Raw genomic sequence first — 12,339 nt, 5'->3', positions numbered from 1 at the left:
GTGCGCACGACTACTAAGCGAGCGCTGCTGTATCAAGCCGAATCTGGATCGCGCTAGCCTCCATACGGTAAGTAGATAGTCTGTCCATTAACGCGTCCAATATGGCTTATTTCTGTCTCGTCATAGGCCCTAGACAGTCGTGCTTTATAAAGGCAGAAACGAAACCGCGCTCCCAAGGTACTCAGGCATAGGAGCCTGGATCGATGAATCCCGCCACATATAGCTGTCTCTCTATCTCCTGCAATGTATGAGTGAGAGTTTCCAATGGGCGCATGAAATGCTTAGCCATGATCACAGGCACTGCTTCATGCACCTCCAATCGTTCACAAATCTGAGCCAGTACCGCAATCGAAGGGGTGCGCTTTCCCCGCTCAATATCAGACAAATACTGTATCGACAGCACGCCAAGAAAATCTTTTTGTGTGAGCCCTTTGCTGAGACGTAACGCCTGCACTGCAAGGCCGACGGCCTCGTTGAAATCCATCGCTCTTATCCTAGAATCACAGAGCTAGCATTGGATCGACGCTTGCGGTATTTTGGAATCAACGATCAGCGAAGTTAAGATATATCTTAATGTCTTTTTGTTTTCATGGTGACGAGCCAGTTACGCGCATATTCCCCTAAGTTGTAAGGGCGAAAGTGTCTTGGATCGTTTTATCCTTATGCGATGAGTGCTATGAGATGAATGAAAAAATCAGCGCAGCAATATTAAAGCTGAAAGCAGACGCTGAGGGCGTCGTATTCACGGGCTTTGTCACGAACGCGCATATTCAGCCTGAGCCTCTCGCGATTTTGACGGGTGAGGTTTGGGCCCATGTCTGCGCCGACGGATTCGGGACGTTTGGCGACGGTCACCGGATTGAGACATCCGAAATTGTGCAGATTCATGCTCGTGGCGATAGCGTGTGGATAACTACGCAGAGTGGCAGTGATTACGGGATCCTTTCGTTTACCGCTCTAGGTTGGACTTATTTAGCTGCTTTCTATCAAGCCCACCATAGGCTTGATCAATTGCCTCCAGGCTCTCCAACTTTCCATATACCCTCACCGCCAGTGCAGACCTTCGGATTGGCCAAGAAGCTAAAAGACAAGCCGAAATGCGCGTATGTACCGCTTAACCGGAATCCCCCGAAGCGGGAGCTGCTCGGGCCGCAGACGGACAAAAAGTATATGGATCAGATGGAGGTTTTTGTTCAGGGGACGATTGAGACCCTAAAACGCAACGGTGTGAAAGTCACCAGCCATAAAGAGTGAGCTAGTTCCTAGGGAGACGCTGAACAATTAACCCGTTCGCACCGTCCCCATTTCCAAGCCGGTTTTTTTCAACCTGCCGGCCTTATTTTACGTTTCTCGAGCAGATTTCTGCCCTCATTTTGCTGAAAGGCGGGCCAGTCCCGCCTTTCAGACGGATTTATCCTGCCGTCTGTTGTAAATACCGCTTGGCCAGCATCAGATTGGCCAACCCAAACAAACTGAACAACTGCGCTGTATTCTTTTCCAGCCCACGGTAGCGAACCTTGCGATGATTGAAGCGCACCTTGATTACCTGGAAGGGGTGCTCGACCTTGGCACGCAGTTGCGCCTTGGCATATTCAATTTTGCGCTTGACCCGATACAGCACGCTGCCTTCGCCGTGCTGCTTGTAACTGCTTGGCCGTTCTGCAATCGACCAGATAACGTCCCGTTCAGCATGCTCCGGTCGCTTGGCCGCACCGGTGTATCCAGCGTCACCCGAAACATAGGTTTCGTCACCGTGAAGCAACTGGCCAACCTGGGTGACATCCGCCACGTTAGCGGCCGTCCCTACTACGCTGTGCACCAGCCCCGACGTGGCGTCTACACCAATGTGGGCCTTCATCCCAAAGTGCCATTGATTGCCTTTCCTGGCCTGATGCATCTCAGGATCACGCTTGCCTTCTCGGTTCTTGACCGAGGGCGGCGCGGCGATCAGAGTAGCGTCGACGATAGTGCCTTCCTTGAGCAGCAGCCCCCGGCTGGCCAGATGCTGGTTAATCGTTTCAAACAGCAGCCGGGTTAGCTGATGGACTTCCAGCAAGCGGCGAAAACGCAGCAAGGTGGTGGCATCCGGTGCAGACTCGCGACCCAGGTCGATACCCATAAAACCGCGGATGGCCTGGCTGTCGTAGACGGCATCTTCGCAACCTTCATCGGAGAAACCGAAACACTGCTGCACGACGTACATGCGCAACATGCGCGACACCCCTATCGCAGGGCGTCCGCGCTTGCCTGCGGTGTTGCTATAAAACGGCGCCACTTGCGCCTCCAGCAGGGCCTAGGGCACCAACTGTTCAAGGTCAGCCAGGAAGCGATCTCGGCGAGTCTGCTTTTTCTTGCCGGTATATTCGAGTTCGGAGAAGGTCTTCTGCACGCGCGTAACGCTCACGGAGAGGGAGGCTGTTGAAGGAACTTAGTGTGCCAAGGGTGGGGACAGTTGGCTATTTTTGCAGCGCCTCCCTAGGGAGACGCTGATTTATTCTAAAACCCAGCTGTTGCCCCCAGATAAATCAAGGCCTCCAGAGCGTTGCAGGGACGAAAAATCGAATAAATCAGCGCCTCCCTAGGGAGACGCTGATTTATTCTAAAGCACAGCTGTTGCCCCCCTGATAAATCAAGGCCTCCAGAGCGTTGCAGGGACGAAAAATCGAATAAATCAGCGGCTCCCTAGAGGGTGTAGACAAAATCATGTAGTGAGTCGGCGCGCGAGTATTCGAGCCTCGGCCAACCAAACCCATGCCTCGCTTACCGCAAAAAGGCGATCATGATGCATGATCAGTCGCCGAGCTCTCTCATTCCAGGCATGAGTTCGCTCCACTACCCATCGCTTGGGCATGACCACAAATCCAGTCTGAACAGGCTCCACGGAAAATAGATCGCCTTGTTCAGAGTGCCATTGCCCTGTTCTTCTGTTATTCGGGCCACGGATCACTTGAACATCGATAGCGTGCAGTTGATGGGTGCGCTGTGCCCATTTTCCTGCGTACGCACTATCAACAAAAAGCGTGCTCAGTGACGGATATTTTTCCTTCGAGTACGCCACCGCATCATCCGCCGCGTCACGATCCTGCACGCTTGCAGCACTGATACTGACAGCCAGCAGCAGGCCCAATGTATCGACAATCAGACTTCGTTTACGCCCCTTCACTTTTTTGCCTGCGTCGTAGCCGCTGTCACCGCCTTGAGGAGAACTGCGGGTCGACTGTGAATCCAGGATCGCTGCTGACGGGCTGTCAGCGCGTTCTTCCCGCTCACGCCATTGAGCTCGCAAGCGATCATGCATTTGCTCGAACTTGCCTTGAGCGCTCCACCGGCGGAACGTTTTGTAGACATTGTCCCAATGAGGAAAATCGCGGGGTAGCATTCGCCATGAGCACCCCGTGCGTACGACATAGCAACAGGCTTCCAGCAACGTGCGCCGAGAGTGAAGCGGTGGCACTCCTCGTCCGCCCTGGCTTTCAAACAGGTCGGCGACCAGTGCCCACTCGGTATCTGTCAAGCAACTCGGATATAGCTGCTCCGGCAGTTGGCGGCGGTGGGTTTCATTGTAGCCATAGGCTTTATTAGGTTCAGGTGACTGAAAACTTCCCTTGGCCCGCTGCTTTACACGCGTAATCCCTGCCATTTTCAACGCTTTTGCAAAGGTGTCGGGATGCGCAGTGATACCGGTTTCGGCGAAGAATACGAGCGCCAATTCGGCCTGGCTGGAATAGGGCTGTGCATGAGCGAGTTTCACCAGCACGGGATAGTGCTCGGCGGCAATCGAGCGAGGACGTCCGGTTTTAGGCATGGCTTGAGGGCTATTCAGACAAGGGAGTGAAAGTTTAATTTATTTTGTCTACACCCTCCTAGGGAGGCGCTGCAAAAATAGCCAACTGTCCCCACCCTTGGCACACTAAGTTCCTTCAACAGCCTCCCTCTCCGTGAGCGTTACGCGCGTGCAGAAGACCTTCTCCGAACTCGAATATACCGGCAAGAAAAAGCAGACTCGCCGAGATCGCTTCCTGGCTGACCTTGAACAGTTGGTGCCCTAGGCCCTGCTGGAGGCGCAAGTGGCGCCGTTTTATAGCAACACCGCAGGCAAGCGCGGACGCCCTGCGATAGGGGTGTCGCGCATGTTGCGCATGTACGTCGTGCAGCAGTGTTTCGGTTTCTCCGATGAAGGTTGCGAAGATGCCGTCTACGACAGCCAGGCCATCCGCGGTTTTATGGGTATCGACCTGGGTCGCGAGTCTGCACCGGATGCCACCACCTTGCTGCGTTTTCGCCGCTTGCTGGAAGTCCATCAGCTAACCCGGCTGCTGTTTGAAACGATTAACCAGCATCTGGCCAGCCGGGGGCTGCTGCTCAAGGAAGGCACTATCGTCGACGCTACTCTGATCGCCGCGCCGCCCTCGGTCAAGAACCGAGAAGGCAAGCGTGATCCTGAGATGCATCAGGCCAGGAAAGGCAATCAATGGCACTTTGGGATGAAGGCCCACATTGGTGTAGACGCCACGTCGGGGCTGGTGCACAGCGTAGTAGGGACGGCCGCTAACGTGGCGGATGTCACCCAGGTTGGCCAGTTGCTTCACGGTGACGAAACCTATGTTTCGGGTGACGCTGGATACACCGGTGCGGCCAAGCGACCGGAGCATGCTGAACGGGACGTTATCTGGTCGATTGCAGAACGGCCAAGCAGTTACAAGCAGCACGGCGAAGGCAGCGTGCTGTATCGGGTCAAGCGCAAAATTGAATATGCCAAGGCGCAACTGCGTGCCAAGGTCGAGCACCCCTTCCAGGTAATCAAGGTGCGCTTCAATCATCGCAAGGTTCGCTACCGTGGGCTGGAAAAGAATACAGCGCAGTTGTTCAGTTTGTTTGGGTTGGCCAATCTGATGCTGGCCAAGCGGTATTTACAACAGACGGCAGGATAAATCCGTCTGAAAGGCGGGACTGGCCCGCCTTTCAGCAAAATGAGGGCAGAAATCTGCTCGAGAAACGTAAAATAAGGCCGGCAGGTTGAAAAAAACCGGCTTGGAAATGGGGACGGTGCGAACGGGTTAATTGTTCAGCGTCTCCCTAGGGAGACGCTGATTTATTCTAAAACCCAGCTGTTGCCCCCAGATAAATCAAGGCCTCCAGAGCGTTGCAGGGACGAAAAATCGAATAAATCAGCGCCTCCCTAGCGCATCAATACCGCCTGAGGTAATTTCATCCAGCATGATCCGTTTACTGTCCTGCGCGTGCCACCCTCGACCGGTATATTCGTTGATTGAAAGCAGTGCATCGTCACAAGGATGGTAGGCGTAATGCACGGTTGGGCGGTATCGCAGCGCTCCGTCGTCCCTGACTGTCAACAATTCAGGGATGGATATCGCCTCGTTGTGAGTGATCAACATTCCGTTACAAGGTCCGCCGTTGGGGGTCCAGGTCTTGACTGACACTGAAGCGCCGGGCCGATCAAGGTAGATAGCGTTGTCAGAGCCAAAAAGATGATGGTGAGCGAAGGGCGGCCAGGTTTTTTCGTGGGTGCCCCAGCCAAGTTCGGCCGGTTGTCCCGCCTCGCTGACAAATCCATCGACTGACCAGGTGTTGACGAATTCGCCATCGGACTTGATACGCGCAGAGCGTTGAGTATCACGCTCTGCAATGTGGATGACCTTGACGTTCAGCTCCATCGACAAAACGCCCCAATTTATGTGGCCTTGATGCCGAGGTACAGGAACCGAGAGTTTTGCAGCCAGCTCGGATAACGCACACTTCAAAAAATGTGATATCAGGCCCGGATTGGCACCATGGGTCACCACTGCGGTTGGCCCTGTACCCAGTTCTGCACCCAGCGTGAGCAACTGATCACGAAGCGCATAGTTGGAGCGTTGCGAGGCCGTCAGATTGGGTGAGATATACGTGCCCTCCCAAGGCTCGATGCAGGTATCGAGATACAGCGCTTGGTGGGCATGGGCAAATCTGATCAGGTCTGCGCTGGAGACATTGACTGAAAGATTAACGATGAAGTCGCCGCGCGCTACGACGTTGCCCAGCTCGCCCTCCAGATTGTCTGGCGTCAGCGCTTGATCGATAAACGTCACCCCGTACGCGACGAACGGCTCGGAGTCCTTGATGTCTGGTGCGATTATTACAATCCGCGACATGTCGAATGTCAGGGCCGTGCCAAGCAACCCGATAGTGGCTTTGGTGATAGAGCCGAAACCGATAAACACCAGTTTCACAGAGGATGTAGTGTCGCTGTTCATTTCAGAGTCTCCCGCTGATGGTGAACGTCTGGCTGGATGGTGCATATAACTGTCGACGTACTTCGGGACAGGTTCTATAGTTCGAAACCCATAGATGACGGGTCTGTCTGACAGGTCTCCTTTCAGGCCTTAGACGCACGCGGTGTAAAAACCGATCCGACGGTTTCACGGTAATAACTATATCATCCATGAGTTGTCATTCTGAAAAATAAAACGAGGCGTAAAGTACTAATATGATAGTTGATGTTTACAGCTTTTCATGACTCAGCACTTATGCTCATATTTCATATAGAACATTGTCATTGATTGAATGAGTGCTATCGCTTTGAAGGGTGTGCGAGTCTGCGGGTTTATTATTTTTGGCTATGTACGGCTGGCGATATAAGAATTGCTGTGCCTTAGGGAGGCGCTGATTTATTCGATTTTTCGTCCCTGCAACGCTCTGGAGGCCTTGATTTATCTGGGGGCAACAGCTGGGTTTTAGAATAAATCAGCGTCTCCCTAAGTTCCTTCAACAGCCTCCCTCTCCGTGAGCGTTACGCGCGTGCAGAAGACCTTCTCCGAACTCGAATATACCGGCAAGAAAAAGCAGACTCGCCGAGATCGCTTCCTGGCTGACCTTGAACAGTTGGTGCCCTAGGCCCTGCTGGAGGCGCAAGTGGCGCCGTTTTATAGCAACACCGCAGGCAAGCGCGGACGCCCTGCGATAGGGGTGTCGCGCATGTTGCGCATGTACGTCGTGCAGCAGTGTTTCGGTTTCTCCGATGAAGGTTGCGAAGATGCCGTCTACGACAGCCAGGCCATCCGCGGTTTTATGGGTATCGACCTGGGTCGCGAGTCTGCACCGGATGCCACCACCTTGCTGCGTTTTCGCCGCTTGCTGGAAGTCCATCAGCTAACCCGGCTGCTGTTTGAAACGATTAACCAGCATCTGGCCAGCCGGGGGCTGCTGCTCAAGGAAGGCACTATCGTCGACGCTACTCTGATCGCCGCGCCGCCCTCGGTCAAGAACCGAGAAGGCAAGCGTGATCCTGAGATGCATCAGGCCAGGAAAGGCAATCAATGGCACTTTGGGATGAAGGCCCACATTGGTGTAGACGCCACGTCGGGGCTGGTGCACAGCGTAGTAGGGACGGCCGCTAACGTGGCGGATGTCACCCAGGTTGGCCAGTTGCTTCACGGTGACGAAACCTATGTTTCGGGTGACGCTGGATACACCGGTGCGGCCAAGCGACCGGAGCATGCTGAACGGGACGTTATCTGGTCGATTGCAGAACGGCCAAGCAGTTACAAGCAGCACGGCGAAGGCAGCGTGCTGTATCGGGTCAAGCGCAAAATTGAATATGCCAAGGCGCAACTGCGTGCCAAGGTCGAGCACCCCTTCCAGGTAATCAAGGTGCGCTTCAATCATCGCAAGGTTCGCTACCGTGGGCTGGAAAAGAATACAGCGCAGTTGTTCAGTTTGTTTGGGTTGGCCAATCTGATGCTGGCCAAGCGGTATTTACAACAGACGGCAGGATAAATCCGTCTGAAAGGCGGGACTGGCCCGCCTTTCAGCAAAATGAGGGCAGAAATCTGCTCGAGAAACGTAAAATAAGGCCGGCAGGTTGAAAAAAACCGGCTTGGAAATGGGGACGGTGCGAACGGGTTAATTGTTCAGCGTCTCCTTAGTGATGGTTAACTCTGCACAGGGTCGTGTGTCAGGTTTCCTTGAGCGATGTTCTGGTTTTTGAGCATCCAGCGTGGCATCGAGGTTTTCCACTCCTTGCTGGTTCAGAGTGGAGATCGCGGTGGTACAACTCTCGGCTATCAGGCGTGCGCCGATTTATCTTGCTGTGCTCAGCGCGCGCTTCGCGTCATCACGTCGGCCGCGCCGATCAGCCCGGTCACCCGCCCGGCCAGGGTGTCCAGCCCGAAGGGTTTGGTCAGCACCTGAGTGCACGGGCGCAGATGGCAGCCGTCCAGCACCGAGGTCTTGGCGTAGCCGGTGATAAACAGCGTCGGCAGCCCGGGGCGATAGTCGCAGGCGGCATCGGCCATTTCCCGGCCGTTCATGCCGCCGGGCAGGCCGATGTCACTGATGAGCAGGTCGATGCGAGCGTCCGACTTGAGAATCTGCAGGCCGGACTGCGCGTCGGACGCTTCCAGGCAGGTGTAGCCAAGGCCGGTGATCACTTCGGTGACCAGCATGCGCACGGACGGTTCGTCATCGACCACCAGCACGGTTTCGCCCGAGCGGTGGGCAGGCTCTTCCACGCTCTGCGGCTCGGCGTCGAGAGGCGCGAGCGCGGAGGTATGACGCGGCAGGTGCATCACCACGCTAGTGCCTTGGCCTACGGCTGATTCGACCTTGATTTGCCCGCCGGACTGGCGCACGAAACCGTAGACCATCGACAGCCCGAGGCCGGTGCCAGCACCGATCGGTTTGGTGGTGAAGAACGGTTCGTAAGCCTTCGCCACCACCTCCGGGCTCATGCCGCTGCCGGTGTCGGTAACGCGGATACTCAAGTGTTCGCCCGCTGCGACACCGTGATCCGGGTCGACGCATTCATCCAGCGAAGCGTTTGCGGTCTCGATGATGATGCGCCCGCCATTCGGCATCGCGTCGCGCGCGTTCAGGCACAGGTTCAGCAGCGAGCTTTCCAGCTGCGCATGATCGATCAGCGCGGGCCACAGGTCAGGTTGAGCAACGACCTTGATGTCGATTTCCGGACCGACCGTGCGTGCAATCAGCTCTTCCATGTCCCCGATCAGCGCATTCACATCGGTCACTTTCGGCGACAGCGCCTGGCGCCGTGAGAAGGCCAGCAAGCGGTGAGTCAGCGAAGCCGCGCGGCGCACGGCGCTCTGCGCCACCGAGACGTAGCGGTCGACATCGCCAACACGCCCTTGCGAGAGTCGTTTGGTAATCAGTTCCAGGCTGCCCGATATGCCGGCCAGCAGGTTATTGAAGTCATGGGCGATGCCGCCCGTCAGTTGGCCGACGGCTTCCATTTTCTGCGACTGGCGCAAGGCATCTTCGACCTGTTCGCGTTCCAGCACAGCCTGTTCGATGCGCTGCTCCAGCGTTTGATTGAGTTCGCGGACCGCTTCTTCGGCTTTCTTTCGGGCGGTCACGTCGACGGAGGAGCCGATCACACCGATCACTTTTCCGTTGTCATCAACCATCGGTGCTTTGGTCGATAGCCAGATGGCTGCAGAACCGTCAGGAAGATTGACGCGTTCTTCAATCTGTTCACTGGCGTTGTTTTGCATGATTCGGCGATCAGTCTCCATGAGAATGCGCGCCTGATCCTTGTCATCGAGAAAATCCAGATCGGTCTTGCCTATGAAGAACTCGGGCGGCTTCCCGATCAGCTGTGCAGTGCCCCGATTCGCTACGAGCATTCTGCCTTCAAGATCCTTGGCGTAAACCACGCCTGGAACTGCTGCGGTGAATATGCGCAGCAGTTCATTGAGCCGGTCTCGCTCGACCTCGGCAATACGTCGGCTGTTGATATCGAGGAGTATGCCCAGGCTGCGGACCGGCTCGCCGTTGATGTCGCGTTCGATCCGTCCGCTGGCTTCGACCCAGCGATAATCGCCGTCCAGATGGCGAACCCGGTATTCGTACCGGTAGGTAACGCCACTGAGCAACGCATCTTCGATGATCTTGTAGACTTTGACCGAGTCGTCAGGATGAATGGACGCAGTCACCTTCTTGAGAGGCATGCCGCTGGCGCACATTTTTGGGCAAAGCCCGAACGTACGAGCAAATCGTTCGTCGCCAGTCAGTCTGTCCGCAACAATGTCCCACACCCACGTGCCGACCACTGCGCCGGAATCCAGCGCGAGTTGCAATCGTTCGGCAGCTTCCTGCGCCGAAGTACGGAGTAATTGGGGGGCAAACGGTCTGCCGCCGGAAACATCGTTGCTCATCACTATCAACCCACTTGAACGCCTGGTTCGCAAAGCCTCAGTCATAGGGCAGCGCGGTGGCCTGAAAGTTGTACAAAATTTATTCTATTTTGTGCACCTATCCGTACAAGCGGTCAGTAGCACTTGATCATTCGATGGCTTACGACTATGCGTGATATTAAATTAATATCATTTTAGGTGCGCAGTCATTTACGCGAGGCATATGGCGCGGGCGTTTCAGGGCATTTCGAGAGGGCGACAAGCGGGCAGTTACCGATGGAATGCAGCATTCAGGTGCCGACAGCCTATCCGACTGTCGGCACCTGACGCCGTTTTCAGTGCTGGCCGACCGGTGCAGGCGCGTTGGCAGCCTGCTCTGGCGCCCAGCGGGTCAGCGCATAGAACACGACGCCGCCGAGGATGCAGCCGGTGAACCAGGCAAAGTTGGCAATCGGCTTGAACCAGTCGATGAAGGTAAAGCACAGGCCAACCAGCGCAGTCAGCAGTAACGCCTGGACCGCGATCCAGTTCACGCCGTTGGTGTACCAGTAGCGGCCGCTCGGCGAGTCGTTGAACAAGGCGTCGACGTCGATCTGCTGTTTCTTGATCAGGTAGTAATCCACCAACAGAATGCCGAACAACGGCCCGATGCAGGCGGCGAGCACGTCCAGTGTGTAGTGGATCACTTCAGGGTTGTTGAACAGGTTCCACGGCGTGATGAAGATCGACGCGACGGCGGCGATCATGCCGCCCGCACGCCAGCTGATGCGGCTGGGTGCCACGTTGGCGAAGTCGAAGGCCGGAGAAACGAAGTTGGCGACGATGTTGATGCCGACGGTGGCGGTGACGAACGTGAAGGCACCCAGCAGCACGGCGGTGGTGTTGTCGATGCGCGCCACGGTAGCGATGGGGTCGTGGATCATTTCACCGAAGATCGGCAGCGTGCCGGAAACAATCACCACCGTGACCAGCGAGAACGCCAGAAAATTCACCGGCAGGCCCCAGAAGTTGCCGCGACGCACGTCGTCCATGCTCCGGCAGTAGCGGCTGAAGTCGCCGAAGTTCAGTGTAGGCCCGGAGAAGTACGAGACCACCAGCGCGATCGCCATCACCACCTGGCCGAACGCAGCCCAGCCGGACAACTCTTTTTCCGCCAGAGTAAAGCTGATGTTGTCCCAACCGGCACGCCAGACAATCCAGCCCGCCAGGGCGAACATCACGGCGTACACATCAGGACCCGCCCAGTCGATGAAACGTCTGATCGATTCCATGCCGGTCCAGAATACTGCTGCCTGCACCACCCATAAGGTCAGGAAGCCGAACCAGCCGAGCCAGGACAGGCCGAAAAAGGTCATGTTCTGGTACGCGGCCAGTTCCGGGAAGAAGCGCAGCACGACAATCACCAGCGCGCTGGACGCCAGGTAAGTCTGAATGCCGTACCAAGCCACTGCGATCAGCCCACGAATGATTGCCGGGATGTTGGCCCCGAACACGCCAAAGGCCAGGCGGCAAATCACCGGGTAGGGCACTGCGGCTTGCTGGCTGGGTTTGGCGACCAGGTTGGCAATCACTTGAATGATGCCGATGCCGACCAGCAGCGCGATCAAGACTTGCCAGCTGGCCAGCCCCAATGCAAACAGGCTGGCAGCGAACACATAGCCACCGACGCTGTGCACGTCACTCATCCAGAATGCCAGAATGTTGTACCAGGTCCACTTTTGCGGCACCGGCCCCAAATCGTGGTTATGCAGGCGCGGGCTGTATCCGGCCGGGCGTTGATCTGTCATTGCGTAACTCCCTCGTGGAGTGGGGATGAGATCAGGGTACGATCGCTGATATTTTTGTATACGATCGTGTACGCAAAAGCTGTGCCAGAGGATTTTCAGCAGGACCGAAATTGATACGGCCGTTGCAGGACGGCGATCTCCTGAGAATAAGCTGGCGTGTCGGACAGATTTATTGTGAGGCTGAAACTGCACGTAAACAGGGCGCTTTCGCCCGGTTGCGGTGCGGTGAAGGCGTACGCAGCAGGTACGTCGCCCAGATAGCGCTACTCATGCAGTGATACATCGGGCACTATTCCTGTATACGATCTGTATCAATCAAGTGGTTTGAATCATGCCCCGACCTGCCAGCGCTTCTTTGTTCCTGACACCCGCGGCCGATGAAAAAGGCCGTGACGAACAGATTT

General features: G+C 55.9%; 6 protein-coding genes and 3 pseudogenes. 3 read left to right on the top strand and 6 right to left on the bottom strand.

The genetic code is table 11. The annotated features are described in order from the left end of the window. Window positions 1–181 precede the first annotated feature (181 nt). A complete protein-coding gene (locus tag BLT55_RS13360) occupies window positions 182–484 on the bottom strand; it encodes a helix-turn-helix domain-containing protein (protein WP_054999868.1) in 303 nt (100 codons plus the stop codon). A gap of 197 nt (window positions 485–681) precedes the next feature. Here BLT55_RS13360 and BLT55_RS13355 point away from each other — a divergent pair, with 197 nt between their 5' ends. Then, window positions 682–1,254 carry a hypothetical protein gene (locus tag BLT55_RS13355; RefSeq protein ID WP_054999869.1) on the top strand — a complete coding sequence of 191 codons (573 nt, stop codon included), beginning with the start codon at window positions 682–684 and terminating at the stop codon, window positions 1,252–1,254. Window positions 1,255–1,411: 157 nt separating this feature from the next. Here BLT55_RS13355 and BLT55_RS13350 read toward each other — a convergent pair. Both BLT55_RS13350 and BLT55_RS13345 read right to left on the bottom strand, forming a co-directional pair. Beyond that, window positions 1,412–2,389: pseudogene (locus tag BLT55_RS13350) on the bottom strand (IS5 family transposase). A 312-nt stretch (window positions 2,390–2,701) separates the two neighbouring features. After that, on the bottom strand, window positions 2,702–3,805 hold the full coding sequence (locus BLT55_RS13345) for an IS5-like element ISPsy19 family transposase (protein WP_004663854.1): 1,104 nt from the start codon (window positions 3,803–3,805) through the stop codon (window positions 2,702–2,704). A 148-nt stretch (window positions 3,806–3,953) separates the two neighbouring features. On the opposite strand from BLT55_RS13345, the pseudogene BLT55_RS13340 reads away from it, so the two are divergent. Continuing rightward, a pseudogene (locus tag BLT55_RS13340) lies at window positions 3,954–4,931 on the top strand (IS5 family transposase). A 237-nt stretch (window positions 4,932–5,168) separates the two neighbouring features. On the opposite strand, the gene BLT55_RS13335 reads toward BLT55_RS13340, so the two are convergent. Continuing rightward, on the bottom strand, window positions 5,169–6,251 hold the full coding sequence (locus BLT55_RS13335; protein WP_054999547.1) for a saccharopine dehydrogenase NADP-binding domain-containing protein: 1,083 nt from the start codon (window positions 6,249–6,251) through the stop codon (window positions 5,169–5,171). 544 nt (window positions 6,252–6,795) lie between these two features. Between BLT55_RS13335 and BLT55_RS13330 the strand changes: the two are divergent. Continuing rightward, a pseudogene (locus BLT55_RS13330) lies at window positions 6,796–7,773 on the top strand (IS5 family transposase). A gap of 317 nt (window positions 7,774–8,090) precedes the next feature. Here BLT55_RS13330 and BLT55_RS13325 read toward each other — a convergent pair. Both BLT55_RS13325 and BLT55_RS13320 read right to left on the bottom strand, forming a co-directional pair. Continuing rightward, window positions 8,091–10,169, bottom strand: a complete 2,079-nt coding sequence (locus BLT55_RS13325; protein ID WP_055000338.1) for a hybrid sensor histidine kinase/response regulator — start codon at window positions 10,167–10,169, stop codon at window positions 8,091–8,093. Between the two features lie 314 nt (window positions 10,170–10,483). Beyond that, window positions 10,484–11,935: an NCS1 family nucleobase:cation symporter-1 gene (locus BLT55_RS13320; protein WP_055000339.1), complete on the bottom strand. Its 1,452-nt coding sequence runs from the start codon at window positions 11,933–11,935 to the stop codon at window positions 10,484–10,486. Window positions 11,936–12,339: the final 404 nt, after the last annotated feature.

The sequence above is a fragment of the Pseudomonas cannabina genome, assembly GCF_900100365.1.
Classification (GTDB): Bacteria; Pseudomonadota; Gammaproteobacteria; order Pseudomonadales; family Pseudomonadaceae; genus Aquipseudomonas; species Aquipseudomonas cannabina.
The sequence above is the reverse complement of the archived record's forward strand: the minus strand, read 5'-3'. Positions and strand labels throughout refer to the sequence as shown.